The organism is Polaromonas sp. P1_G1 (assembly GCF_056405595.1).
In genome coordinates this window covers 19,458-43,038 of sequence record NZ_JBFUBU010000025.1, presented here as the reverse complement: position 1 = coordinate 43,038, position 23,581 = coordinate 19,458, and the positions used below count along the sequence as shown (strand labels likewise).

Sequence of the window (23,581 nt, the reverse complement as noted above, 5' to 3'; positions counted from 1 at the left end):
GGTCATGTTTGCTTGCATCAGTCTTTGATCAGTCTTTGGCGTCAAAGCCCTGCTGGACCAGCCAGTCGGAACCTGCCTCGTGGCGTGCCCGGGCATCGCCGCTTTGCTCACGCTCGTCATCGCCCTCAAACATCACCGGGGCGTTTTGTTCGCCGTTCTCATCACTGTCTTCGTCGTCATCGCCATCGTCATCTTCGGCGCTCACGATGGACGGGGCCACCGGCAGGCCCGCCATGTATTCCAGCCCCGCCGTCAGCGTCAGGAATTTCTCCCCGCCGGGCGCCTGCAACACGATGTGCGCCAGGTCCTGGGCCCAGGGCGCCAGCACAAAGCCATCCGCCAGGCTGCCCCAGGCCGGAAAGCCATCGACATCGTCATCGTGGGTGAGCAGGTGTTCCATCACGGCTTTTCCCGTGAAATCGAAACCCTGGTGAAACACCACCGCCACCATCTCGGGGCTGGTGTCCATCATCTGGACCAGAAAGGCCATCTCCTGGCGTTTGCCGGCCAGGCGCTGGTGCAACACGTCGCGCCCCTCGGAGTCGAATCGCAGGTCATCCATCTCGGACTGGTAGGCCGAGCGCAGGTCGAGGAAATAGGGGGAGACGCTCATGCTGACGGGTTTTTCATGGGGTGTTCTTCTTTGGGTCAGCCGGGGTCACAGCAGCGGGTTGAAATAATCGGCCCAGATGGCACGCGCCGTATCTATCGGGCTGTCGAGCAGGTTGCGGCGGCGGTTGTCGTCATAGGCCTGGCGCTTGTCCGCATCCGACAGCACTTCATAGGCCTGCTGCACTGCCCTGAAACGCCCGGGCGCCTCGGCGTCGGCATTTTTGTCCGGGTGCCAGAAGGAGGCCTTCTGGCGAAAGGCTTTTTTGACATCGGCCAGCGTTGCCGCGCTGTCCAGCCCGAGGGCGGTGTAGTGATCAGTCATGCGAAGGTGCTGTGTCTGGACCGCAGGCAGGGAGCTGCACGGCATGTTGAAAGACTCACGAAGTGAGGGGATACGCCTGCGCGCGCGGCGAAGGGATCAAGGATTATGCCTGTCCGGCGCCGTGCAGGCTGGTGGGCGGTAATTGACCTTGTGCCGTACTTGCGGCCCGCAGGTCGGCCGCAGGTACAGCTGCGCTCGTCCATATTGAGGAGGTGGTAACCGCAATGCCCCCCTAGAATCGGTTTGCGGGGTTGGGTATTCTTTTTATCGACCTGAACAAAACTCACAATGGACAATAAGTCTTTTAATAACAAGCACTTGGCTGGTTTTTTTGGCGGCCAGGTTATACCGCAGACCTTGCGGTAAACATTACGTTAGATGCTCTTGCAAATGCGCCGTCTCTTCACGCTCGTTCTCGCGGCAACTGTTTGTACGACCGTCTTGGCAGAATCCAGTACCGTACCACTGGAGCTTCGGCCGAAGGAAGGCTGCAAGCCGGTGTACCCGGACCGTTCACGACGACTTGGAGAATCCGGGGTGGTCTTTGTGAAGATGTTGGTACAGGTTGACGGAGTGCCAACTCAAATCCACGTCGCGAAGTCGAGCGGGTACACGCGGCTGGATCAGGCGGCCGTAGAAGGTGCGTCCTGCTTCAGATTCGAGCCAGGTAGTATCCGTGGCGTGTCAAGCGCAATGTGGTTCGAAACTTCGATCACATTCAAATTGGAATAGACGTCAGATCATGCTAGGACTACCTAATTTCGCATCTAACTTGTCAATCGACGCGGACTCACATCTGCAGGAGGCGGATTCGCCGCGAAGGGTGGTGGTCCGGTCATTTTTACGTCCGGCATCTCAGAATCAACGTCGACAAGTTTTCGAAATCGGTACTCGGTAGCTCAAGGAACCTTCGTGCAAACAACCCTTGTGGGGCGCTCAACATTTCTGACACTGCTGTGTGTATGCGGCGTGGCTTTCGCAGGTCAAAACACTCCGCTAGAAGGCTGTTGGCGAAGTCAGCAAGTCGAAATGACAATGCCAGATGGCAGCCTCCGACAGACGAATGGTGACTGCGTCATTCAGTACACCGTGGCCCAAGTCTTTTCCCGTTGCCAAGCAGATATAGGAAGAACAGAAAGTCTCTCAGCCTACGAAGTTGTCGAGCCCGGACAACTTCGGGTGACGGCACTAGATTCCTCCACCGCAAAACCCAAAGCGGCCCCGGCAATCATGCGGTATCAGATTGAAGGCGAATGGTTGCTTCTTGATCGACAGTTACTCCCCTCGACAGCGACAGGGACAGGGAGCAAACAACCTACACGGATTCGCTCCGTCTCGGTTCGAGTTCCAGTTGAAGGGAATGCACGTTGCGAGCCTCGCGGAGAAACAGGACTCCGTGTCGGCCGCACACCCAAAAGCTCTCTCTCCATAAGTGCGCCTTCGGGTTGGCAACCTCTGTTGCTTGATCCCGCAACTGACAAGCGTCTTGGGCCAGCCGTGAATGCAAGCCTTTTCTTAGGGGCCTTCACTCCGAGCAACGCAACGGCGGAGCGGCCTGAGGCGAATCAGCTAGTCATCGTCCTAGATGACACGCGACCAGGACCACTGCCGATACAGGCGGAACGGTTCGAGTCGGTCAAACGGCAGTTCTCCGGTGAATTCAAGAAGGAGCAGATTACTTGCAACCAGCCTGACAGAATCTGCGCGTCTCTCCGACAGCCAGATGGTCGCCACGCATATACAGAGCTTGTAAACATCAAGGGCCGAGTCGCGATCGTCACCGGTGCTGTTGCACAAGAGGCGCCTAATGCAGGTCCTCTTCTCGAAAAGGCTGTGCAGAGTTTCGTTGCGAAGTTGCGCGAAGAGAATCGGAACTGAGGCACGCGATACCCAACCCTTCCATCGAGAGGACGCCGCCCGGCAAGCCGCGCGCCGCCACTCATGTCAAACGTTAAACGTCATGACCCACCACCGTTCCGTCAACGACCTCCTGGCCGGTCTCAATGAGTTTGATGGAAAGCCGGTCGAGCTTGAGGGCGTGCTTGCCGAGCATGCCGAGGGCTACGAATTGCTGCACTATCCAAAGGTGAATAGGCGTGGCAAGTTGGTCGACGGCGAGGATTCGTACGAGCCGGCGGTCTGGCTCGCGCCTGACAACGGGAGTCTGCAGCTGAATACAAACGCCCTTCAGCGTTGGGTAGGCAAGCGCGTCCGGGTATATGGAGTTGTTCAAAGCATCGCCTCGCTCAAGCCTGTAGGGTCTTTGGGGCGTGGCGGCTTTGGGCCGTGGGGATTTTGGCCATCATCCATCGAGCCGTACTCAGTGCAGCGGGTCACGGCGGACGAGAGGCGCGAACATGACGTTTAACCTTTTGCTGCAGCGGACGGCTCCGCCGCCCGCTGAACGCTCACGTTAGCCTGCAGAATCAAGTTATGTGGCATTACTCAGTCTTTCTAAAAACCGGGCTCGGGTTGAGCATGGCAATCGGCGCGACCTTCTCCAGCGCTGCCAATGTCTGCATGAAGGGCCCCGAAGAGGCAGCTGTGACTTTCGCGCGTTGGAGCGTCGAAGATGCTGTGCGAACTGTCGAACTCATTCAGCCTCGTAACCTTAAGCAGTATCGTGCTCGCCTTCAGCAGATTGTTGACGACAGATACTCTCCCGATTCAGCGCGATTCAGGAATCGACTTCTCGGGTCAGACTGGACGCAACAGCGAATCGAAACGGCCTCTGACCAGGAGTTGGTGGGTCGGTTTTTGGCAGGAGGTGAGCAGCTGCGAAAGGGCTGGCGGATTTCGGAAGTGCGAGCGATCGAGAGCAGACGCAGCTATCTCTCCGACAGAGAGGTGACAGTGTCCTATCAAATTGAGACGCCCACGACTACTTCAACACAGCGGCGCGAATTCTCCGCGTACTTGGCGGGCGCATGTTGGGTCGTTCAAGTTCCAGTTGAAGCTTGGGAGCGGGTCGATCGATTCGCGAAGATCCTAAAAGAATCTCGGCTTCAGGATAGTGCTCCGCGTCAGGGACCTCCTAGAGCTAGCCTTCAGGTTGCTTCAGCGGGTGACACTTCTCGGCCGGGAATGAGACAACTGCCCCGACGAGGAGAATCCTCGCCCGTGTGGGTTGACACAACAGCCCTCTTAACCGAAGAGCAAGTAACCAGCGCTATTGCATCTTGGGATTGCGAGGCGATTGGGCTGGGCCCCGAAGAACCTTCAGTTCGATTGACCTTCTCGCCAGAAGGCGCGGCCGCTATGCGTCGATGGACTGAAGCAAACCTCGGTTCAATGCTCGCGGTCGTTGTGAATGAAAGTGTCGTTGTCTACGCGCGCGTCGCCGGAGTGCTAGGTGACAAACTCAGTATGTGCCTGCCGAACGCAGCGTTGGAAGAGGCCCAGGCTCTCGCCGCAGACTTACTTGGTGCACCGAAGTGAATCGCCTGCAGGCTAACAGCTCAATCGACACGGATGCACAAATGCGTCTTAGCGCTCCGCGCAGTCGCGATTTGTGCGCCGGTCATCTCGGAAGTTACCCCACGTTGGGAACGATATAGAACACGACCCTCGACAAGCACGTCACTTATCGACGCAGCAAATCAACCCCACTCCGACAACCGCCCCGACATCAATCTGAACCGCCGCCCGCAGCGCGAGGCCAGCGTTTCATCATGCGTGACCAGTACAAAGGCCGTGCCGAAGTCACGTGCGAGTTGCAGCATCAGCTCAACCCGGCGCCTGACCCGTGCGGCTTCCCCCGCTTATAGCCAACCAGCCTTCTTCAGCTCGTCTACCAGCATGCGGCTGAACGATTCGACATAAGCCTCGGGCTCCATGCCGGCCGGGCCGTAAGAGAGGATGCTGATGTAGCCACGCGAAGCGCCTGTTGCGTCGCGCACGATCACGGAAACCTCGAAACTTCTGCCGCCGCCTGCGGCAACGCTCAACACCCCTGGTGTCAGCTCGACTGTGTATGCCGTGCCTTTTGGCACGCCGTTCTTCGCGAGTTCAGCTTCGACCTGGCGTGGGGCACTTTTGAGAAAGGCATCCAGAAGTGGGGTCACTTTTTCGCGCGACGGATTGATCTGGGCGCTGCCTGGATAGCGCATGGTGATGCTGTCAAATCGGTCCCAGCGGGCTTGGGCCGCAGTGATCTTGAATTGAGTGGCGGCAACCGCCTTGCTGGTGACGCTCGAGCCTGCGCATGAGGCCAGCAACACAGCCAGCGCCGGCGCGAGCATCAGGATTTTCCAGTTCAGTTTTCCCATGCTTCTCTCTCTCCCTCTTTTTTACGATTGAAGTAAACCGCTGACAAGACTCAGTTGGCGCCCGCAGCGCTGCGCGAGCGTGGCGTCATGCGTGACCATCACAAACGCGGTGCCGTGGTCGCGCGCCAGCTGCAGCATCAGGTCGAACACACCGTCGGCCGTGCTGCGGTCCAGGTTGCCGGTTGGCTCATCGGCCAGCACGCACGCTGGCCGCGTGACGAGTGCACGTGCAATCGCGACGCGCTGGCGTTCACCGCCTGACAGCTCCGCGGGCCGATGGTGGATGCGGTCTTTGAGGCCTACGGCGGCCAGCATCGCTGTTGCGACGCGTGCGCATTCTGCGGGCGACTCGCGGCGTATCCACAGGGGCATGGCGACGTTGTCGAGGGCGCTGAATTCTGGCAGCAGGTGGTGGAACTGGTAGACAAAACCCAGGTGTTTGTTGCGCAGGTCGCCCTGCTGCTGGGGCGACAGGGCCGAGAGCGTCTGGCCCTTGAGTTCAACCTGGCCGCTGGTGGGCGCGTCCAGGCCGCCCATCAAATGCAGCAGCGTGCTTTTGCCGGAACCCGAGGCGCCGACGATGGCCAGGGTTTCGCCGGCGTGGACTTGCAGGTCGACGCCATGAAGCACCGTCAGGTCTATACGGCCTTCGTGGAAGCGTTTGGTGAGGGCTTGGGCTTTGAGGACGACTTCGCCGCTGTTGGGTTGAGGCCGCTGGCCCTCACCCCTGCCCTCTCCCAGGGGGAGAGGGGGTGAAGAAGGGGAAGCTGAGCTCATGTTTTGATCATTCATAGCGGAGAGCCTCCGCTGGGTTCACACGGCTGGCGCGCCAGCTGGGGTAGATGGTGGCCAGGAAGGACAGCACCAGGGAGATGACGACGATGGGCATGATGTCGGCGTATTGCGGTTCACTGGGCATGCGGCTGATCAGGTAAATGTCTTTGGGCAAAAAGCTGGCGTTGAGCGCGCGCTCTATGGCCGGCACGATGACGTCGATGTTGAAGGCGATGCCCAGGCCCAGCAGCAGACCGGAGAGCGTGCCGATGACACCGACCAGCGCGCCCTGCACCATGAAGATTTTCATGATGCTTTTCGGGCTGGAACCCAGGGTGCGCAGGATGGCGATGTCGGCACGCTTGTCGGTGACCGTCATGACCAGGGTGCTGACGAGGTTGAAGGCCGCGACCGCGACGATGAGCGTGAGGATGATGAACATCATGCGTTTTTCGAGCTGCACGGCGGCGAACCAGGTCTTGTTCTGGCGCGTCCAGTCGCGTATCAGCAGGTCGCCGCTGAGGCTTCTCGACAATTCATAAGCCACCTCGCGCGCCTGGTGCAAATCTTTCAGGCGTATGCGTATGCCGGTCGGGCCTTCGAGGCGGAAGATTTTCGCGGCGTCTTCCTGGTGCATCATGACCAGGGCCGAGTCGTATTCGTARTGGCCGGAGTCAAASGTGCCCAYYACCGTCATCTGYTTCAGGCGSGGCACCACGCCGGCCGGGGTGACCTGGCCGCTGGGCGCGATCAGGGTGACGGTGTCGCCTTCGCGCACGCCCATGGCGCGGGCCAGTTCGCCGCCCAGCACCACGCCGAAATTGCCGGGCACCAGCTTGGCCAGCGTGGGCGCCGAGGTCACGGCGAGGTCGGTGACCTGGCCTTCGAGCGCCGGATCTATGCCGCGGACGATGGTGCCCTTCATGTCTTCACCGCGCGCCAGCAGCGCTTGCGCGGCGATAAAGGTGGCGGCGCCTGTGACCTGCGGGTTGGCCTTGATTTCGGCCAGGGTCTTGGCGGGGTCGGGCAGCGCCACGCCGCCCGGGGCGAAGACCTCGATGTGGGAGATCACGCCCAGCATGCGGTCGCGCACTTCCTTCTGGAAGCCGTTCATCACGCTGAGCACGATGATCAGGGCCGCGACGCCAAGCGCGATGCCCAGCATGGAGACACCCGAGATAAAAGAGATAAAACCGTTGCGCCGGGTGGCGCGGCCGGCGCGGGTATAGCGCCAGCCGAGGATCAGCTCATAAGGGATTTGCATGCGGGTATTGTTGCATCCCGGACAATAGCCCCATGTCAGCCAATTCCCCCACCCCTTTCACAGGGCCGCAGCTACTGCTTCCCTTCGCGGCCTGCAGCGCGGAGGCCTGGTTGCCCACGATGAAGACCTTGCCGGCCGACAGCACGCGCAACCTGGGCCTGCTGCTGAAGGGCATGAAGTCAGTGCACACTGATGAAGCCGATGCCCACACGCTGTCGCCGCCGCATGAACGGGCTTTGGCCAGGGCACTGAGCCTGGCGGATTCCAGCACGGCGGACGGGCTGATTCCCTGGGCGGCGCGCGATGCGGCGCTGCACCTGCCGGCCTCTACCGGCAAAGCCTGGGCCTGGATCACGCCCTGCCACTGGGCCATGGGCCGCGAGCATGCGACCTTGACGGACCCGGCCGCGCTGGGCCTGCAGGAAGGTGAATCACGCTCGCTGCTGGCGGCCATGCAGCCTTATTTCGTCGACGACGGCATCACGCTTCACTATGTGCCAGCCCTGGGGCCGGCTCGCTGGCTGGCCGAGGGCGAGCTGTTCCGCCACCTGCCGACCGCCTCGCTGGACCGGGTGCTGGGCCGCAATGTGGACCCCTGGCTGCCCAAACAGGACAAGAACGATGCCAACAGCACGGCGCGCAAGATGAAGCTGCTGCAAAACGAGATGCAGATGCTGCTGTACACGCATGCGCTCAATGACGAGCGCGCGGCGCGGCGCCAGCTGCCGGTCAATTCCTTCTGGCTTAGCGGCACGGGCGCTCTGGCGGCTGCTTACACACCCGGCGAGGCGCCCGCCGCGCCGCGCAGCCTGGCGCAAGCCGTGTTCGCCGACGACTGGGCGGCCTATGCCCAGGCCTGGGCGGCGCTCGATGCGAACGAAATCGCCGCCCTGCTGGCACGCCAGCGCGCGGGCGAGGCTGTGCGGCTGACGCTGTGCGGCGAGCGTGGCGCGACGACCTTTGAAACGGCTAGCCAGGGTTTCTTCGCCAAAATCGCTGGCGCCCTGTCCCCCACCCCTTTGTTGACCGTGCTGGAACGGCTGTAAAACGCCCAGCATTCCCTGCGCCCAGACACCCCCTCATATATATAGAGAGTTTTGACCCCCTCATGAAAATCCAGGTACGCGAAGTCCCGCCGCGCAGCGTCTGGGCGCTGCAACAGGCCGGCATCCACCCGCTGCTGGCGCAGCTGTATGCGGCGCGGGGCGTGCATTCGATTGACGAACTCGACGACGGCCTGGGCCGGCTGCTGCCGCCTTCGTCGCTGCGCGGCGCGCAGGAGGCAGCCAAGCTGCTGGCCGACGTGATGGCCGCCGGCCAAAAGATCTGCATCGTGGCCGATTACGACTGCGACGGCGCGACGGCCTGCGCTGTGGCGCTGCGCGGCCTCAAGCTGCTGGGCGCGCAACATGTGGGCTACCTGGTGCCTGACCGCGTGACCGACGGCTACGGCCTGACGGCGCCGATTGCCGAGCGCGTGAAGGCCGGCGGCGCCGACCTGCTGGTGACGGTGGACAACGGCATCGCGAGCATGGACGGCGTGGCGCGCGCGCGTGAACTCGGCATGCGGGTGCTGGTGACCGACCACCACTTGCCGGCGCTCAAAGATGGGATCGTGGTGCTGCCCGAGGCCGACGTGATCGTGAACCCCAACCATCCGGATTGCACGTTTGAGAGCAAATCGATTGCCGGCGTCGGCGTGATGTTTTACGTGCTGCTGGCGCTGCGGGCGGAGCTGCGGGCGCGGGGCCTGTTCGATGCCGCCAATCAGCCAAAACTCGACGCGCTGCTGCCTTTGGTCGCGCTRGGCACCGTGGCCGAYGTRGTGAAGCTGGACGCGAACAACCGCCGCCTGGTGGCGCAAGGCTTGAAGCGCATACGCGCGGGCCACTTGCCGGCCGGCCTGGCGGGTCTGTTCAGCGCGGCGGGCCGGCAGGCGACGGTGGCGACCACTTTTGACTTCGCCTTCGCGCTGGGCCCGCGCATCAATGCGGCGGGCCGGCTCAGCGACATGACGCTGGGCATTGAATGCCTGCTGACCGACGACGCTGCGCGCGGCGAAGAACTCGCCAAGACGCTGGACGGCATCAACCGCGAGCGCCGCGACATCGAGGCCGGCATGCGCGAGCAGGCGCAGCTGGCGGCCGACGCGATGATCGACGAGGACGAGGAGCCGCCGCCGGCCATCGCGATTTTCGACCCGGAGTTCCACGAAGGCGTGGTCGGCATCGTGGCCTCGCGCATCAAGGACAAGCTGCACCGGCCGACCTTTGTATTTGCCGCGAGCCAGGCACCGGGCAAGGAGCATGAGCTCAAGGGCTCGGGCCGGTCGATCCCCGGCTTTCACCTGCGCGATGCGCTGGACCTGATGACCAAGCGCCACCCTGGCGTGATGCTGCGCTTCGGCGGCCACGCGATGGCGGCGGGCTGCACCATTGCCGAGGAAAATTTCGAGCTTTTTGAGCAGGCGCTGCAGCAGGTGGCCCACGAATGGCTGGACGCGGCCACGCTGACGCGGCGCATGGACACCGACGGCCCGCTGGCGCCCGAGTACCGGCGCGCCGACCTGGTCGACACGCTGCACAAGGAGGTCTGGGGCCAGGGTTTTGCGGCGCCGACCTTCAGCGAAATCGTGGAAGTGGTGTCGCAGCGCCTGGTCGGCGAAAAACACCTGGCGCTCAAACTCAAGCACCAGGGCCAGCCGGTGGACGGTATCTGGTTCGGCCATACCGAGGCGCTGCCGGCACGGGTCAAGCTGGCCTTCCGGCTGGATGCGGACGAGTGGCAGGGCGTGAAGCGGGTGCGTTTCCTGGTCGAGGGCGCGGAGATTCCGGCGGGCTGAGGCTGCCCCCCAACCGTTCGGGCTGAGCTTGTCGAAGCCTTGCTTGTTCTTGCCGTGCGCTTGTTGCTGGGTCCTGCTGGCCGGGATCGCCCGGCATGCGACTCACTTTCTTTTGCTTCGCCAAAAGAAAATAAGCAAAGAAAAGGCGACCCTGGTTGCTGCGTCCCTTCGCTTCGCTACGGGCAACCTGCGGTGCTCGGTTCAGGCGGGGTCTCGCTAAACTCGCCTTCGGCTCAAACAACGCGATCCCTGATCCGCCTGAACCTGCGCTCCTCGGCGCATCCACAAGGGGTGGGGATTAAGAATACAAATACCAAATACAGAAGAAACAAGGACTCGCCTTGGCGAGTCCTTGTTTGTCTTGGTTTGTTCTTTGTATTTTTGTCCCCGCTCCCGATTGCCCCGTCCTGGCTGGGCCGAGGAGCGCAGAGACAAGCGGATCAGGGCCGGCGTTGTCTGAGCCGAAGGCGAGTTTAGCCGGACCCCGCTTGGCTCGAGCACCGCAGGTTGCCCCGTAGCGCAGCGTAGGGGACCCAGACTGCGGGTCGCCTTTTCTTTGGTGACTTTCTTTTGGCGAAGCAAAAGAAAGTTACTTGCCGCCGGGCAATCCCCGGCCAGCAGACCTAAGCAAAGAGAACAGAGGAAGCGCGGACAGCCGGCGCAAGACCCGGCAAGCTCAGCTTACTAACGCCAAAGCCCCAAAATCCCCAACCCTCTCCCCCAAGCCAGCCGGCACCAGCTCAAACTCATCCGTCAACGCAGGCAGCTTGCCATGGATCTGTGCGCTCAGGCGCGGCAACAAATACTCCCGGTGATTCCAGAACACGCCGCCGCCCAGGCTGATGCGTTCCAGGTCCAGGGTGGCGACCATGTTGTAGAGGCCACGTCCCAGCACGCGGCACAGTTCGTCGACGATGGCCTGCGCGGCCGCGTCGCCGGCTTGCGCGGCCGCGAACAGCGCGGAGGCGCCGGGATAGCCCGCGCCGGCAAAGCGCCGTGCGATTGCGTTGCCGGCGACCACGCCTTCAAGGTCGCCCATGTTGCCGCAGCCGCACAGGGCGTCGCTCTGGTCGCTGACAAAGGTGTGGCCCGCGTGGCCGGCGTTGCCGTGTTTGCCGCGCAGGATGCGGCCGTCCACGCACAGGCCGAAGCCTATGCCGGTGCTCCAGGTCACATAGGCGCAGTGGCTGTACCCCTGCAGCGCGCCCCAGCGGCGCTCAGCCTGCAGGGCGCCGATGCCGTCGTTTTCGAGGCGTAGTCTTTCGGCAAAACGGCCGCGCAGCGGCGCTTCCAGCGGCACGCTGACCCAGTCGTTGGGCAGGCCGCGCGCCGGGCCGGCCATGCCGCCGCAGATATTGGGATTGGAAATTTCCAGCATGCCGTTTGCGGCGATAAAGGGTCCGCAGGACGACACGCCGACGGCCGTGATGTCCTGCTCGCGGACACCGGCGGCCTCACAGGCCTGGTCCAGCATGCGCAGCACCTGGCGCGCGACGGTGTCGGGCGGGCCGGCTTTTTCGGTGGGTTCCACGCGACGGGACTGCAGAGCCAGCGAGGCCTGGGCCAGGCTGAGTTCTTGCCCGCCTTCAATCAGGCTGACCGCGATCTTGGTACCACCCAGGTCAATGCAGGCTTTCATGGTGGGCAGTGCTTCCTCAAAGAATTTTGGCGACCAGGCTGGCGATAAAGCTCAGCAGGATGGTGGTGGTGAGCGGAATGAACCATTCGCGCCCGAACAGGCGAAAACGCAGGTCGCCGGGCAGCTTGCCGAAGCCGAGCTTCTGCAGCAGCGGGCTGAACCAGCTGATGAGCACCAGGGCCAGGAAGATGACGATGAACCAGCGGATCATGGGGCCAGTTTAGAGCCTTYGGTACGGCGGTGGGCAAAGTAGCGGGCCGGCGACTCGCCAAAGCAACGCCGGAACATCGCGATGAAATTGCTGGGCGTGGAATACCCGAGCGCGTCGGCCACGGCTGCGACGGCTTCGCCCCGAGCCAGCCGCTCAAGCGCATGCACCAGCCTGGCCTGCTGGCGCCACTGGGCAAAGCTGATGCCGGCCTCCGCCAAAAACAGGCGGCTGAGCGTGCGCGACGACAAACCGGCCCACTGCGCCCATTGCGCCAAGGTGCGCGCGTCCTGTGGGCCGGCCAGGATGGCCCGGGCAATGCGCAGCAGGCGGCGGTCGGATGGCATCGGCAAGTGAAGCGGCTCGTGCGGCGCGCGGGCCATCTCGTCCAGCAGCACGGCAATCATGCGCTCCTGCCCGGGTTGGAGCTCTTCCTCCCAGGTCCAGGTGACGGCGCGTTGCACCAGTGCGCGCATCACTTCGCTGACCCCGACAACACAGGGAACGGCGGGCAGGCCGCGGCTGGCTTCGGGCGTGACCACCATATTCCAGCCGCGCATCACTCCGCTGATGCTGGCCATATGGGGCTCGCCGGGCGGGATCCAGCCGGCCCGGTGCGGCGGCAACAGCCAGGAACCGTGCCGGGTACGCACATGCACCAGCCCGTTGTCGATGCAGAAGATCTGGCCGCGCACATGGCTGTGCCAACCGGTCTCGCGCGTGCCCAGCTGGAACATGCTGTCCGGCCTGTCTTCGCCCCAGACCGCGAACAGCGCGGGACCGTCGCTGCGCTCGCTGAATTCACGCAGCGCCCGGTTGGGCGTTTCCGTGTCCTGGGACGTGGCGGCAGAGGAAGCAGCGGTGGCGAAAGAGGCAGGCATGGCTCAAATTCATTGTTTTTAGTCTAAACAACGTTACCAGACTTTCTCGCGGTGCTTTGACACTGGTTTGCCCGGCGCATGGCGCCGCTTCATCCAAGTCCAGAGGAATAACCGTGTCCACTTCCCGCACCCCCGCTGCCACCCCGCCGCCGCCCCTCGTCCGCCCGCAACATCCACAGTGGGTGGTGATCGCCCTGGCTTGCCTGGCCTCCTTTATGGTGGTCATGGACGGCTCCATCGTGAACGTAGCCTTGCCCGCCATGCAGCGCGACCTGCAGCTGTCACCCATCGCCCAGCAATGGGTGGTCGATGCCTACCTGCTGAGCTTCGGCGGCTGCATGCTGCTGGCTGCCCGCGCCGGCGACCTCTACGGCCGCAGGCCCGTCCTGCAAGCAGGGCTGGCGCTGTTCACCCTGGCCAGCCTGGCCGGTGGGCTGGCCGCCAACGGCACGCTGATGCTGGTGGCCCGCGCCGTGCAAGGCCTGGGCGCTTCGGTGCTGGCCACTTCGTCGATGGCGCTGGTCATGGCCGCAACGCACCACGACAAACAGGCGCGGGCCAATGCCCTGTCGCTGTGGGCCGCGCTGAATTCGGCGGCCTTTGCCTTTGGTGTGGTCGCAGGCGGCTTGCTGACAGACGGCGCGGGCTGGCGCTGGGTCATGTTCGTCAATGTGCCGGTGGGGCTGGCTTTGATGGCCGGAGTCGCAAGCAGCTTGCTGGCCCCGCCCATCCGCGCGCAGCGCCCACCGCTGGACATCCCGGGCGCAGTCACCGCCACCCTGGGCTGCAGCGCGCTGATTTACGGCATCACGCAATCCATGGGCCAGGGCTGGGGCTCGCCGGACGCCGCAGGCGCCCTGGCGGCCTCAGTGGTGCTGATGGGCCTTTTTTTTGCCATTGAAGCGCGCAGCGCCCATCCGCTGGTGCGGTTGTCAATCTTCCAGCTGCCCAATCTTCGTGCCGGCAACCTGTTGATGTTGTGCCTGGGCGCCGCACTTACAGCCTCGATCTACCTTATCTCCACCGTGCTGCAACAGGTCGCCGGCTACACCGCGCACGACACGGGCCTGGCCATGCTGCCCATGGGCATCGTGCTGGCCGCAGCGCGGCTGGTGTTCTCGCGCAGCATGGCCAGAGGCGAAGGCCGGCTGCTGCCATTCTGGGGTTCACTGCTTGCCGCTGCGGGGCTGGCCTGGCTGGGCATTCTGCCGCTGCAGGCTGACTATCTGACGCAGGTGTTGGGTCCCACGCTTCTGGCAGGTTTTGGTTTGGGAATGGTGATCTTGTCGGCCACGCATGCCGTCACCGGCGGTGTGCCGGCGCAAGATGCGGGCATGGCCTCCGGCATTGCCAACACCGCGCGCCAACTGGGCGGCGCGATGGGCGTGGCCGTGCTGGCGACCCTGGCCCACGCAATGGCCGGGGACCTCGCGCTGCCCGGCGCTCTGCTGCGCGGCTACCATGCGGCATTTTTCGCAGCGGCGGCGATCTGCCTGCTTTGCGGCTTGATCTCGCTGACGCTGCGCCGGCCAAATGCCTAGGGCGGTGCAACCGAAACTGCAAACTACAAGGTGTGCATGCGGTCGCCGGCGGCAAAGCCGACAGGCTCCCACACCGGGCCGCCTTTGGCGCCAAAAGCGATGACCTTGAAGAGCTCCCCCATCTCGTGCTCGGCGACCAGTTTTTGCACCATGACGCGCTGCTCCAGCGGCGCATCTTCCATGCCGTCGACCAGGCCGCAGTTGAGCAAAAACCGCCCCTGGCTGGTATAGCCCAGCACCTCCAGCCCGGCCTCCTGGCCGGCCAGCGCGATGCCGGTGAAGTTGACGTGCGCGGTGATGTCCTTGCTGCCCACGTCGGCCAGCGCGTCGGCGTCCGCCAGGTGGCCGCGGTGGCACATCACGGTGCCCATGCTGCGTTGCGGATGGTAGTACTCGTGCTCCGGGAAGCCGTAGTCGAGCAGGAAGACCGCGCCTGCCTCCAGGCGGTCGGCCAGGGTGGCGACAAAGCCTTCGGCCTGGGGATGGATTTCGGTAAGGTAATCGTGCGCGCCTTCCACCTCGAAGGGGGGCCGCAGGTCGGTGCGCTGGTCGGCGTAGAGGAAACCATCCTTATGCAGAACCACACCGCGTTCGTGCCAGGTGTTGTGCAGGCGTGCCAGCAGCTTGACCGGCATGGCGTCCAGCACCTCGTTGCCCAGCACCACGCCGCGCATCCTGGGCGGCAACGCCGTCGCCCACTGCACCTTGTCGCCGTAGGCGGCCAGCCGTTCGCGCTGGCGTGCCTGCAAGCTGCCCGACAAATCGACGATGGTGTAGCGCTCCAGCCGCGGCCCCAGCGCCTCCAGAACCTGCTGCGCCAGCGCGCCCGAGCCCGCGCCGAACTCCCAGATTTCGGCCGTGCCGGTGGCTTCCAGGGCCTGGGCCGCCTGGCGCGCCAGGGCCTGGCCGAAATGCGGCGACAGCTCGGGTGCGGTGACAAAATCGCTGCCGGTGCCCGGCATCAGGCCGAATTTGCGCGAATCGTTCGCGTAGTAGCCCAGGCCCGGGGTGTAGAGGGCCAGCGCCATGAACTGGTCAAAACCCAGCCAGCCGCCGGCGGCCTCAATGGCCTTGGCGATGTGGGCGGCGAGGCTGGTCGTTAAAATAGGGGTATCGGTCGTCGGGGTCATGGGTCACCACCCGCCATTGTCGGCGATCCCCACGGCCTCCTCATCCCGCGCCCCGCCACCTTTTTTGAGCCTCGACGCCCGCCCATGAACCCTGTTCCGTCCTCTCCTCCCGTGGTCCTGGTGACCGGCGCCTCGCGGCGGCTGGGGCGCGAGATCGCACTGGCGCTGGCGGCCGGCGGCTGGCAGGTGGCAGTGCATTACCGAGACTCCGAAGCCGAGGCGACGGCCACCGTCGCCGACTGCGCCAGGCTGGCCGGCGCCTCGGCCGCTTTCCAGGCGGACCTGGGCGACGAGGCCGCGGTGCGCGGCCTGCTGCCGGCCGTGGCSCGCGCATGGGGAGGGTCGATGCGGTGGTCAACAACGCCTCCACCTTTGAGCAGGACAGCGCCGCCAGTTTCGGCTTCGCGGCCCTGGACAAGCACCTGCACAGCAACACCGGCGCCGCCGTGCTGCTGGCGCAGGCGCTGCACGCCCACATCGCGGCACGCGGCGGGCAAGGCGCAGGAAGCGCGGAAGGCGTCCAGGGCGCCGTGGTCAACCTGCTGGACCAGAAGCTCTGGAACCAGAATCCCGATTTTTTCAGCTACACCCTCTCCAAAGCCGCGCTGGAAGCGGCCGGCACCATGCTGGCGCTGGCGCTCGCGCCCCTGGTGCGGGTGGTCGGCGTGGCGCCCGGCCTCACTCTGACCAGCCATTTGCTGAGCGACGCGCAGTTCGAGGCCAGGCACAAGCTGTCGCCGCTGGGCCGCTCCTCCACGCCCGCCGACGTCGCGGCCGCAGTCAAATTCGCGCTGGAAAACCGCTCCATCACCGGCACCACGCTGCTGGTGGACGGCGGCCAGCACCTGATGAAGTTCGAACGTGATTTTTCGCTGATGTGAACCGGCGGAACCGGCTGACACACCACCCCACCTCATCCACCAAGACTGGCGCCATGTACAACACCCGGGGCACCCAAATCCTGAACCTGACCGGCTTGCGCTTCGACGCCAACCTGGGCATCCTGGACCACGAAAAAACGGCGCCGCAGCCCATACAGGTCGACGCCGAACTGAACCTGGGCACACAGCCGCTGCTGCCCCATGACGACGATATCCACCATGTGCTGGACTACCGCAAGGTGCGCCAGATCATCATCAGCGAATGCACGGCCGAGCACAGCAACTTGCTGGAAAGCCTGATCGGCAAGCTGGCGCATCGCCTGATGCGGCTGCCCGGCGTGCTGGGCGTGCGCGTGAAGATCGCGAAACTTGAAATTTTTGACGACTGCGAAGTGGCCATTCGCGTCGAGACGGGACAGTGGTGAACGATATGGGAGCGAACGATATGAGCGCAATCTGGGAAGAAGCCGTGGCCGAGTACGAGCAGCAGGAAAGCTCCGCGCGCGTGCAGAACAGCATGAAGATAGAGCGCGAGGACCACAAGCTCGAAAAACGCCTGTGCCGCGAAGTCGGCCGCGCCATCGTCGACTTCAACATGATTGAAGAGGGCGACAAGGTCATGGTCTGCGTCTCGGGCGGGAAAGACAGCTACGCCATGCTCGACATCCTGCTCAAGCTGCAAAAGCGCGCGCCCATCAACTTCGAGCTGGTGGCCGTCAACCTCGACCAGAAGCAGCCCGGTTTTCCCGAGCACATCCTGCCCGATTACCTGGGCAAGCTGGGCGTGCCCTTCCACATCGAAAACCAGGACACCTACAGCATCGTCAAGCGCGTGATCCCCGAAGGCAAGACGCTGTGCTCGCTGTGCTCACGCCTGCGCCGCGGCATTTTGTACCGCGTGGCCGGCGAACTCGGCTGCACCAAGGTCGCGCTGGGCCACCATCGCGACGACATGCTGCAGACCTTTTTCCTCAACATGTTCTTCGCGGCCAAGCTCAAGGGCATGCCGCCGAAGCTGGTGAGCGACGACGGCAAGAACGTGGTGATACGCCCCATGGCCTACGTCACCGAAAAAGACCTGACGCGCTGGGCCCAGGTGCGCGAATTCCCCATCATTCCCTGCACGCTGTGCGGCAGCCAGGAAAACCTGCAGCGCAAGCAGGTCGGCAACATGCTGCGCGAGTGGGAGAAAAAATTCCCCGGCCGGCTCGAGAACATGTTCGCCTCGCTGCAGAACATCGTGCCCTCGCACCTGATGGACAACAAGCGCCATGACTTCAAGGGCATCAAGGCCACCGGTGTGGCCGACGCCGACGGCGACAAGGCCTTCGACGCCGAGGAATTTCGCGAGCCGGCGCTGCCGGGACTGTCCGTCGTGGGCATCACTTCGCGCTGAGGGCGCTTTCCTTCAACACCTGACCCTGGAGGCCTTATGAAACGCGCATTCGCAGTGATTCTTTCCATCGCCGCCATGGCCTTGCTGATGACTGGTTGCTCCACCGTGCGCGTGGTCGACAGTGACGTCACCGCCTTCTACAACTGGAACGGCCCGCCTCCCGCGCCAGCCACGCCTTATCGCTTTGAGCGCCTGCCCTCGCAGCAGGCCGCGGGCAGCTCGCAGGATCATGTGGAAGGCCTGGCGCGCACCGCGCTGGCCAAAGTGGGGATGGAGCTCAACCCGCCCGCCGCGCGATACAGCGTGCAAATCGTGGCCAACACCCAGATCGTCGACCGCGGGCCTTATGGCTACAGTCCCTACGGCGGCTTTGGCTTTGGAACCGGTGTATTTGTGGGCGGCGGTAGCCGCGGCACCTCGGTCGGCCTGTCGTTTCCGATTGGCGGCGGGATTGCCGAGCCGCCTTATTTCAAGCGCGACCTGAGCATCGTGATGCGCGACCTGCGGACCAACCAGGTCACTTTTGAGACGCGAGCCCTGCACGACGGCGTCTGGGGCGACACGCTGGCCGTGCTGCCCGCCATGCTGGACTCGGCCCTGCGCGGCTTTCCCCAACCACCACCAGGCACGCGCCGAATCAATGTAGAGATTCCTCGATAAATGTGGCCCCCACGCTTTTCACTTTGTGTAATGCGCTGCCCCCCGAGGGGGCGCTGCGCCTGCGGCCCGGCAAAGCCGGTTCCGCGGCCCCTGCTGACATGAGTTGCGGTGATGCCACGCTCACCCGACTATGCGAAGGCCGCGACCCCCGGCACGAATTGCTGCGCTACGCGTTTCTTGAGAAACTGATCGCCCATGACTGAACCCACTCGTATCATCGCCATTCGCCATGGCGAAACCACCTGGAACGTGGACACCCGCATCCAGGGCCACCTGGACATCCCGCTCAATGAGACCGGCCGCAAGCAGGCCGAGCGCATGGCGCTGGCGCTGGCCGACGAGCCCATCAGCGCCATCTATGCGAGCGACCTGACCCGCGCCTGGGAAACCGCGCAGTACCTGGCCCGCATCCAGGGTATGGAGGTGACGCGCGAGGAAGGCCTGCGTGAGCGCGGCTTCGGCGACTTTGAGGGCAAAACCTTTGCCGAGATCGCGGCCCTGCTGCCCGACCAGTCCATGCGCTGGCGCAAGCGCGACCCCGAATTCGCGCCCGCCGGCGGCGAATCCCTGATCGCCCTGCGCAGCCGCGTGGTCGCCACGGCCGAGCGCCTGGCGGCTGCCCACCCGGGCGAGTTGATCGCGATGGTCGGCCACGGTGGCGTGATGGACGTGCTTTACCGCGCCGCGACGCGGCTGGACATCCAGGCGCCGCGCACCTGGGAACTTGGCAATGCGGCCATCAACCGCCTCCTTTGGACACCCGAAGGCTTTACGCTCGTCGGCTGGGCTGACACCCAACACCTGGACGATGGCACACTGGACGACAGTGCATTTCCCGGCGGCGGATCCCGCAACCCGCTGAGCGCACAATAAAGACCCGAAGAGATACGACGCACCTCATGAGCACCTTGCCCACCCGCCTGGCCGAGCTGATCGGCAAGCCGGTCAACGACATCGACACCCCCGCCCTGGTCATCGACATGGACGCGATGAAGCGCAACCTCGCGCGCATGGCCGAGTTCGCCAAAAAGCACAACATCCGCTGGCGCCCGCATGCCAAGCTGCACAAAAGCGCCACGCTGGCCAAGATGCAGGTGCGCGCCGGCGCAGTCGGCGTCTGCGTGCAGAAGACCTCCGAAGCCGAAATCATGGTGGCCGGCGGCGTCACTGACGTCTACATCAGCAATGAGGTCATCGCCCCCGCCAAGCTGGCGCGTGTGGCTGCCCTTGCCCAGAAGCTCGCGGCCCAGGGCGGCCGGCTCGCCATCGCGGTCGACAGCACCGAAGGCGTGATCCGCCTGGCTCAGGCCATGACCGAAGCGCGCAGCGCCACCGGCGTGGCCACCGTGATCGACGTGTTCGTCGAAATCGACGTCGGCCAGGGCCGCTGCGGGGTCGAGCCCGGCGCCGCCGCCGTCACGCTGGTGCTGGAAATCCGAAAACACCCGGCCCTGCGCTTTGCCGGCCTGCAGGCCTACCACGGCAAGGCCCAGCACATGCGCAGCGGGCAGGAAAGGCGCGAGGCCATCGCCAAGGCCGTGGAGGCCGTGGTGCTCACGCGCAAGCTGGTCGAGGCCCAGGGCATCACGGTGGACCTGGTCACCGGCGCCGGCACCGGCAGCCTGATGCTGGAAGCGGCCAGCGGCGTTTACGGCGAACTGCAGGCGGGGTCCTTCATGTTCATGGACGCCGACTACGCAAAGAACGAGCGCGACGCGGCCCAGCCGCAGTTCGAGCACGCGCTCTTCATCAAGACCCAGGTCATCAGCACGCACGGCGGCCACGCGGTCTGCGACGCCGGCCACAAAAGCCATGCGATCGATTCCGGCCTGCCGCTGGTGCATGCCTTCGACGCCGAAAGCGAGCTTGAGTATTTCAACGGCGGCGACGAGCACGGCATCCTGCGGCCCGCCGGCGACAGCACCCGCCTGCCCGGCCTGGGCCGCATGCTGTGGCTGATCCCGGGGCACTGCGACCCGACCGTGAACCTGCACGACGTGATGATCGCCGTGACGGGCGGCCTGCGCAGCGGCACCGTGCAGCGCATCTTCCGGGTCGATGCGCGCGGCGCGCTGACCTGAGGCAGCCGGTCTCGCTCTAGAAGTTCACGCCGTAGACGGCATACATCGCTGAGGCCGCGCCGTTGATGCGCCCGCCGCGGTACTCGGCCTCACGCGCCGACTGCAGCACCGCCTCGTTGAACTCGGCATGCGTGGACGACAGCACGCGCACATCAAGCAGCTTGCCTTCGGCGTCCAGCAGCGCAATCACCACGACACGGCCGTGCAGGCCCTGCGCACGCCMGGCCTGCAGCGCATCCAGCGCACCCGGCTTGCGCACGCGCGCGATGGAAATCTTCTGCCCCATGCCGTCGCCGTCCTGCATCTTCGGCGCCTGCGGGTGGTCGGCGTAGAGCTTGCTCATCTGCTTGAACAGCTCGGGAAATTCCGGCAGGCTGGAGGTGGCCGCCAGCGGCACGGCCGGGTTGGGTGTGCGCGGTGCGGGCGGAGTGCCGGTGGCCGCGCAGCCGGCCAGCAGGCAGGCCAGGCCCAGGAGGGCGGCAGGCATACGATCCGCAAGCCTCGGGAAAAGCCGGAAGTAAAACCGTGGCGTCATGATCTCGCGGCCAAGGCTTCGGCGTCATGCGCGTGGACGACCAGGGATATGGACACCATGAGCACCCCATAGGCCAGGCAGGCAAGCGCTCCCAGCCAGGACAAAAAGTTCCAGGCGTTATAGCGGCCTGGGTTGGTTTTCAGTTCCCTGGCATAGTCCGGTGACGCGCCGGGCAGACCACGAGCCGCGCTGTAGTCAAGCGCGGCATCGCCCAGAAAATAAAACCCCATGATGCAAGTGGCCACGCCAAAGAAAAACATAAACGCCCTTCGCCACTCGATTTTGAGGAAGAAAAGTGCCAGCGCAAAGCTTGCGCCGCCCGCGAAAAAAAACTTTCCCGTCACCTTGGGCGATCCCAGCGGCAGCAGTTGTTGCCATATCCAGGGCAGAGGCGCGAACAGCCATTCGGACGTGGGCGCCAGCCCGCTCCATCGAAGTCTGGAAAGGGGCCCGCCTGACACTTCCGCCAGGGCGAGGACACACACGCAGGTGGCCACGGCAACGTAGCAGATGTGGCGAAACGTCGTACAGGCGGCTGCCGAGGCGTTCGACCAGTGGCGCTGCACCAGGTGCGTGGCCCATCCCAGCGCCAGAAGCGTGGTCCCGGCCGAGCCAAGCCATGCGCCCGTTCCCTGCAGCATGGCGAAGCCCTCCAGCACAAACAAAGGCAGGTAGCCGAACACCACACCGCTCAGGGCATAGGCCAGCATGACCGCCACCGTCACGCCCAGGCCTGTTGAGTTGAAGAAGCGCTGCTCGGCACTGGATTTCGTCCAGGCCGCCTTCGGGTCTGCCGCCGTCGACAGGGCCACCCACTGCCCCATGTTCAGGCGTTAAACATGTCGTTGCCGCTGGCCGGCGGCGCCACGCCCAGGTGCCGGTAAGCGGCCAGCGTGGCGATGCGCCCGCGCGGCGTGCGCTGCAGATAGCCCTGCTGGATCAGGTAGGGCTCGATCACATCCTCGATCGTGTCGCGTTCCTCGCCGATGCTGGCGGCGATGTTGTCCAGGCCCACAGGCCCACCGTCGAAGCGGTGGATGACAGCCTCCAGCAGTTTTCTGTCCATCACGTCAAAGCCCTGCGGGTCCACGTCCAGCATGGCCAGCGCCTTGTTGGCGATGTCCAGCGAGATGTGGCCGCTGCCCTTGACGTCGGCATAGTCGCGCACGCGGCGCAGCAGGCGGTTGGCGATGCGCGGCGTGCCGCGCGAGCGGCGGGCGATCTCAAAGCCGCCTTCCTCGTCCATGGGCGCGTTGAGCAGCTTGGCGCTGCGCCTGACGATGCGCGCGAGTTCGTCGGGGGTGTAGAACTCCAGCCGCGCGACGATGCCGAAGCGGTCGCGCAGCGGGTTGGTCAGCATGCCGGCGCGCGTGGTGGCGCCCACCAGGGTGAAGGGCTGCAGGTCGAGCTTGATGCTGCGTGCCGCCGGGCCTTCGCCGATCATGATGTCGATCTGGTAGTCCTCGAGCGCGGGGTAAAGAATTTCTTCCACCACCGGGCTCAGGCGGTGGATTTCGTCGATGAACAAGACGTCGTTCTTTTCGAGGTTGGTCAGCAGCGCCGCCAGGTCCTTGGGCTTTTCGAGCACCGGGCCCGAGGTCTGCCGCAGGTTTACGCCGAGTTCGTGCGCGATGATGTGGGACAGCGTGGTCTTGCCCAGGCCGGGCGGGCCGAACAGCAGAACGTGGTCCAGCGCCTCTTGCCGCTTTTTGGCCGCGCCTATGAAAATTTCGAGCTGGTCGCGCACCTTGGTCTGGCCCACGTACTCGTCAAACAGCTTGGGGCGTAGCGCGCGTTCGATGGCCTCCTCGCCGGGCGAGGCCGGCGCCGCCGACATCACGCGCTTGGCCGGCGGAAAATCCCCGGGAGAGAAATCGTCAGTCTGAATGCTCATGGTGCTTTATCGGCTATTTCGCCAGCGCCTTCAGCGCCAGCTTGATGCCGTCGCTCACGCCGATGTCCTTGGGCAAGGCCTTGAGCGCCAGCGCGGCATCGCGGTCGCTGTAGCCCAGCGCCACCAGGGCCTGCAGGATGTCGGACTGGGCGTCGTTGGCCACGCTGACCTGCACGCCGATGTCGGCGCCCAGCTTGCCCTTCAACTCGAGCAGCAGGCGCTCGGCGGTTTTTTTGCCGATGCCGGGCACCTTGATGATGCGGCCGGCCTCCTGCTGGGTCACTGCTTGCGAGAGTTCTTCGACACTCATGCCGCTTAGCACGCTGAGCGCGGTGCGCGGGCCGACGCCGGAAATCTTGATCAGTTGGCGGAAGGCGGCGCGCTCGGTGGCGCTGCCGAAGCCGTAGAGGATTTGCGCGTCTTCGCGCACCACAAAATGCGTCAGCAGGCTGACTTTTTCGCCCAGGCCGGGCAGGTTGTAGAAGGTGCTCATGGGCACCAGCACCTCGTAGCCGACGCCGTTGCAGTCCACCAGGATTTCCGGGGGGGTTTTTTCGGCCAGTTGGCCGGAGAGTCTTCCAATCATGGGCAAATCTTATCAGTCGCGCCTGTTTCCACACCAGACGACGATCCACCGCCAGGGAAGCGCCGGG

Annotated in this window: 24 protein-coding genes and 2 pseudogenes; 12 read left to right on the top strand and 14 right to left on the bottom strand. The window is 64.3% G+C overall.

What is annotated here, in order from left to right:
* Positions 1 to 28: 28 nt before the first annotated feature.
* Positions 29 to 613: a hypothetical protein gene (locus AC1D1Y_RS14145; protein WP_477682881.1), complete on the bottom strand. Its 585-nt coding sequence runs from the start codon at positions 611 to 613 to the stop codon at positions 29 to 31.
* Between the two features lie 45 nt (positions 614 to 658).
* Positions 659 to 934, bottom strand: coding sequence for a DnaJ domain-containing protein (locus AC1D1Y_RS14140; protein WP_477682880.1), 276 nt, complete (start codon positions 932 to 934; stop codon positions 659 to 661).
* 378 nt (positions 935 to 1,312) lie between these two features.
* On the opposite strand from AC1D1Y_RS14140, the gene AC1D1Y_RS14135 reads away from it, so the two are divergent.
* The 3 genes from AC1D1Y_RS14135 to AC1D1Y_RS14125 all read left to right on the top strand — a co-directional run bounded on the left by AC1D1Y_RS14135 (position 1,313) and on the right by AC1D1Y_RS14125 (position 4,372).
* Positions 1,313 to 1,666 carry an energy transducer TonB gene (locus AC1D1Y_RS14135; protein WP_477682879.1) on the top strand — a complete coding sequence of 118 codons (354 nt, stop codon included), beginning with the start codon at positions 1,313 to 1,315 and terminating at the stop codon, positions 1,664 to 1,666.
* Positions 1,667 to 2,894: 1,228 nt separating this feature from the next.
* Positions 2,895 to 3,302, top strand: a complete 408-nt coding sequence (locus AC1D1Y_RS14130; RefSeq protein ID WP_477682878.1) for a hypothetical protein — start codon at positions 2,895 to 2,897, stop codon at positions 3,300 to 3,302.
* Between the two features lie 65 nt (positions 3,303 to 3,367).
* On the top strand, positions 3,368 to 4,372 hold the full coding sequence (locus AC1D1Y_RS14125) for a SecDF P1 head subdomain-containing protein (protein ID WP_477682877.1): 1,005 nt from the start codon (positions 3,368 to 3,370) through the stop codon (positions 4,370 to 4,372).
* Between the two features lie 161 nt (positions 4,373 to 4,533).
* On the opposite strand, the pseudogene AC1D1Y_RS14120 reads toward AC1D1Y_RS14125, so the two are convergent.
* The 4 genes and pseudogenes from AC1D1Y_RS14120 to AC1D1Y_RS14105 form a co-directional block, all read right to left on the bottom strand.
* Positions 4,534 to 4,662 (bottom strand): annotated as a pseudogene (locus AC1D1Y_RS14120) (lipoprotein-releasing system ATP-binding protein LolD); the annotation flags it as partial.
* 33 nt (positions 4,663 to 4,695) lie between these two features.
* Complete coding sequence (locus AC1D1Y_RS14115) at positions 4,696 to 5,202, bottom strand: hypothetical protein (RefSeq protein WP_477682876.1); 507 nt, start codon at positions 5,200 to 5,202, stop codon at positions 4,696 to 4,698.
* Positions 5,203 to 5,223: 21 nt separating this feature from the next.
* Positions 5,224 to 5,979, bottom strand: coding sequence for a lipoprotein-releasing ABC transporter ATP-binding protein LolD (gene lolD, locus AC1D1Y_RS14110; protein WP_477682875.1), 756 nt, complete (start codon positions 5,977 to 5,979; stop codon positions 5,224 to 5,226).
* Between the two features lie 7 nt (positions 5,980 to 5,986).
* Positions 5,987 to 7,240 (bottom strand): lipoprotein-releasing ABC transporter permease subunit, encoded by a 1,254-nt coding sequence (locus tag AC1D1Y_RS14105; protein WP_477682874.1) that lies wholly within the window; start codon positions 7,238 to 7,240, stop codon positions 5,987 to 5,989.
* A gap of 32 nt (positions 7,241 to 7,272) precedes the next feature.
* On the opposite strand from AC1D1Y_RS14105, the gene AC1D1Y_RS14100 reads away from it, so the two are divergent.
* The gene (locus AC1D1Y_RS14100; RefSeq protein ID WP_477682873.1) at positions 7,273 to 8,286 is read left to right on the top strand and encodes a hypothetical protein; all 1,014 of its coding nucleotides are present in this window, start codon (positions 7,273 to 7,275) and stop codon (positions 8,284 to 8,286) included.
* Between the two features lie 62 nt (positions 8,287 to 8,348).
* Positions 8,349 to 10,082, top strand: a complete 1,734-nt coding sequence (recJ, locus tag AC1D1Y_RS14095; protein WP_477682872.1) for a single-stranded-DNA-specific exonuclease RecJ — start codon at positions 8,349 to 8,351, stop codon at positions 10,080 to 10,082.
* A gap of 676 nt (positions 10,083 to 10,758) precedes the next feature.
* Here recJ and AC1D1Y_RS14090 read toward each other — a convergent pair.
* Genes AC1D1Y_RS14090 through AC1D1Y_RS14080 form a run of 3 tightly spaced genes read right to left on the bottom strand, consistent with a single transcriptional unit; the run spans position 10,759 to position 12,810 of the window.
* A complete protein-coding gene (locus tag AC1D1Y_RS14090; RefSeq protein WP_477682871.1) occupies positions 10,759 to 11,721 on the bottom strand; it encodes an ROK family protein in 963 nt (320 codons plus the stop codon).
* Positions 11,722 to 11,737: 16 nt separating this feature from the next.
* Positions 11,738 to 11,932: a DUF2905 domain-containing protein gene (locus tag AC1D1Y_RS14085; RefSeq protein ID WP_436156073.1), complete on the bottom strand. Its 195-nt coding sequence runs from the start codon at positions 11,930 to 11,932 to the stop codon at positions 11,738 to 11,740.
* Positions 11,929 to 12,810: an AraC family transcriptional regulator gene (locus tag AC1D1Y_RS14080; protein ID WP_477682870.1), complete on the bottom strand. Its 882-nt coding sequence runs from the start codon at positions 12,808 to 12,810 to the stop codon at positions 11,929 to 11,931. Before AC1D1Y_RS14080 ends, AC1D1Y_RS14085 begins: the two co-directional genes overlap by 4 nt.
* Positions 12,811 to 12,923: 113 nt before the next feature.
* Here AC1D1Y_RS14080 and AC1D1Y_RS14075 point away from each other — a divergent pair, with 113 nt between their 5' ends.
* Entirely contained in the window at positions 12,924 to 14,351 is a 1,428-nt protein-coding gene (locus AC1D1Y_RS14075; RefSeq protein ID WP_477682869.1) for an MFS transporter, read from the top strand.
* Between the two features lie 23 nt (positions 14,352 to 14,374).
* Here the strand turns inward: AC1D1Y_RS14075 and AC1D1Y_RS14070 are convergent, their stop codons facing one another.
* The gene (locus AC1D1Y_RS14070) at positions 14,375 to 15,481 is read right to left on the bottom strand and encodes a class I SAM-dependent methyltransferase (RefSeq protein ID WP_477682868.1); all 1,107 of its coding nucleotides are present in this window, start codon (positions 15,479 to 15,481) and stop codon (positions 14,375 to 14,377) included.
* A gap of 84 nt (positions 15,482 to 15,565) precedes the next feature.
* Here AC1D1Y_RS14070 and AC1D1Y_RS14065 point away from each other — a divergent pair.
* The 6 genes and pseudogenes from AC1D1Y_RS14065 (at position 15,566) to AC1D1Y_RS14040 (ending at position 20,499) form a co-directional block, all read left to right on the top strand.
* Positions 15,566 to 16,362 (top strand): annotated as a pseudogene (locus tag AC1D1Y_RS14065) (SDR family oxidoreductase).
* 53 nt (positions 16,363 to 16,415) lie between these two features.
* Positions 16,416 to 16,787, top strand: coding sequence for a dihydroneopterin aldolase (locus tag AC1D1Y_RS14060; protein WP_477654964.1), 372 nt, complete (start codon positions 16,416 to 16,418; stop codon positions 16,785 to 16,787).
* A gap of 20 nt (positions 16,788 to 16,807) precedes the next feature.
* Complete coding sequence (gene ttcA / locus AC1D1Y_RS14055; RefSeq protein ID WP_477682867.1) at positions 16,808 to 17,758, top strand: tRNA 2-thiocytidine(32) synthetase TtcA; 951 nt, start codon at positions 16,808 to 16,810, stop codon at positions 17,756 to 17,758.
* 36 nt (positions 17,759 to 17,794) lie between these two features.
* Positions 17,795 to 18,418 (top strand): DUF4136 domain-containing protein, encoded by a 624-nt coding sequence (locus tag AC1D1Y_RS14050; RefSeq protein WP_477677474.1) that lies wholly within the window; start codon positions 17,795 to 17,797, stop codon positions 18,416 to 18,418.
* Between the two features lie 195 nt (positions 18,419 to 18,613).
* Positions 18,614 to 19,291, top strand: a complete 678-nt coding sequence (locus AC1D1Y_RS14045; protein WP_477682866.1) for a histidine phosphatase family protein — start codon at positions 18,614 to 18,616, stop codon at positions 19,289 to 19,291.
* Positions 19,292 to 19,317: 26 nt separating this feature from the next.
* Complete coding sequence (locus AC1D1Y_RS14040) at positions 19,318 to 20,499, top strand: DSD1 family PLP-dependent enzyme (RefSeq protein ID WP_477682865.1); 1,182 nt, start codon at positions 19,318 to 19,320, stop codon at positions 20,497 to 20,499.
* 16 nt (positions 20,500 to 20,515) lie between these two features.
* Here the strand turns inward: AC1D1Y_RS14040 and AC1D1Y_RS14035 are convergent, their stop codons facing one another.
* From AC1D1Y_RS14035 to ruvA, 4 genes are read right to left on the bottom strand one after another with little or no spacing between them, the layout of a single operon-like run.
* Positions 20,516 to 20,986, bottom strand: a complete 471-nt coding sequence (locus AC1D1Y_RS14035) for an energy transducer TonB family protein (RefSeq protein WP_477682864.1) — start codon at positions 20,984 to 20,986, stop codon at positions 20,516 to 20,518.
* 44 nt (positions 20,987 to 21,030) lie between these two features.
* Positions 21,031 to 21,858, bottom strand: a complete 828-nt coding sequence (locus AC1D1Y_RS14030; protein WP_477682863.1) for a hypothetical protein — start codon at positions 21,856 to 21,858, stop codon at positions 21,031 to 21,033.
* 2 nt (positions 21,859 to 21,860) lie between these two features.
* Positions 21,861 to 22,928, bottom strand: coding sequence for a Holliday junction branch migration DNA helicase RuvB (ruvB, locus tag AC1D1Y_RS14025; RefSeq protein WP_477682862.1), 1,068 nt, complete (start codon positions 22,926 to 22,928; stop codon positions 21,861 to 21,863).
* A 13-nt stretch (positions 22,929 to 22,941) separates the two neighbouring features.
* Positions 22,942 to 23,514, bottom strand: a complete 573-nt coding sequence (ruvA, locus tag AC1D1Y_RS14020) for a Holliday junction branch migration protein RuvA (protein WP_477682861.1) — start codon at positions 23,512 to 23,514, stop codon at positions 22,942 to 22,944.
* Positions 23,515 to 23,581 lie beyond the last annotated feature (67 nt).

What these genes read in the sequence shown, in the direction of transcription:
- AC1D1Y_RS14145 (WP_477682881.1), bottom strand. Translation starts at nt 613, where the DNA reads ATGAGCGTCTCCCCCTATTTCCTCGACCTGCGCTCGGCCTACCAGTCC.
- AC1D1Y_RS14140 (WP_477682880.1), bottom strand. Translation starts at nt 934, where the DNA reads ATGACTGATCACTACACCGCCCTCGGGCTGGACAGCGCGGCAACGCTG.
- AC1D1Y_RS14135 (WP_477682879.1), top strand. Translation starts at nt 1,313, where the DNA reads ATGCTCTTGCAAATGCGCCGTCTCTTCACGCTCGTTCTCGCGGCAACT.
- AC1D1Y_RS14130 (WP_477682878.1), top strand. Translation starts at nt 2,895, where the DNA reads ATGACCCACCACCGTTCCGTCAACGACCTCCTGGCCGGTCTCAATGAG.
- AC1D1Y_RS14125 (WP_477682877.1), top strand. Translation starts at nt 3,368, where the DNA reads ATGTGGCATTACTCAGTCTTTCTAAAAACCGGGCTCGGGTTGAGCATG.
- AC1D1Y_RS14115 (WP_477682876.1), bottom strand. Translation starts at nt 5,202, where the DNA reads ATGGGAAAACTGAACTGGAAAATCCTGATGCTCGCGCCGGCGCTGGCT.
- lolD (WP_477682875.1), bottom strand. Translation starts at nt 5,979, where the DNA reads ATGAGCTCAGCTTCCCCTTCTTCACCCCCTCTCCCCCTGGGAGAGGGC.
- AC1D1Y_RS14100 (WP_477682873.1), top strand. Translation starts at nt 7,273, where the DNA reads ATGTCAGCCAATTCCCCCACCCCTTTCACAGGGCCGCAGCTACTGCTT.
- AC1D1Y_RS14090 (WP_477682871.1), bottom strand. Translation starts at nt 11,721, where the DNA reads ATGAAAGCCTGCATTGACCTGGGTGGTACCAAGATCGCGGTCAGCCTG.
- AC1D1Y_RS14085 (WP_436156073.1), bottom strand. Translation starts at nt 11,932, where the DNA reads ATGATCCGCTGGTTCATCGTCATCTTCCTGGCCCTGGTGCTCATCAGC.
- AC1D1Y_RS14070 (WP_477682868.1), bottom strand. Translation starts at nt 15,481, where the DNA reads ATGACCCCGACGACCGATACCCCTATTTTAACGACCAGCCTCGCCGCC.
- AC1D1Y_RS14060 (WP_477654964.1), top strand. Translation starts at nt 16,416, where the DNA reads ATGTACAACACCCGGGGCACCCAAATCCTGAACCTGACCGGCTTGCGC.
- ttcA (WP_477682867.1), top strand. Translation starts at nt 16,808, where the DNA reads ATGAGCGCAATCTGGGAAGAAGCCGTGGCCGAGTACGAGCAGCAGGAA.
- AC1D1Y_RS14050 (WP_477677474.1), top strand. Translation starts at nt 17,795, where the DNA reads ATGAAACGCGCATTCGCAGTGATTCTTTCCATCGCCGCCATGGCCTTG.
- AC1D1Y_RS14045 (WP_477682866.1), top strand. Translation starts at nt 18,614, where the DNA reads ATGACTGAACCCACTCGTATCATCGCCATTCGCCATGGCGAAACCACC.
- AC1D1Y_RS14040 (WP_477682865.1), top strand. Translation starts at nt 19,318, where the DNA reads ATGAGCACCTTGCCCACCCGCCTGGCCGAGCTGATCGGCAAGCCGGTC.
- AC1D1Y_RS14030 (WP_477682863.1), bottom strand. Translation starts at nt 21,858, where the DNA reads ATGGGGCAGTGGGTGGCCCTGTCGACGGCGGCAGACCCGAAGGCGGCC.
- ruvB (WP_477682862.1), bottom strand. Translation starts at nt 22,928, where the DNA reads ATGAGCATTCAGACTGACGATTTCTCTCCCGGGGATTTTCCGCCGGCC.
- ruvA (WP_477682861.1), bottom strand. Translation starts at nt 23,514, where the DNA reads ATGATTGGAAGACTCTCCGGCCAACTGGCCGAAAAAACCCCCCCGGAA.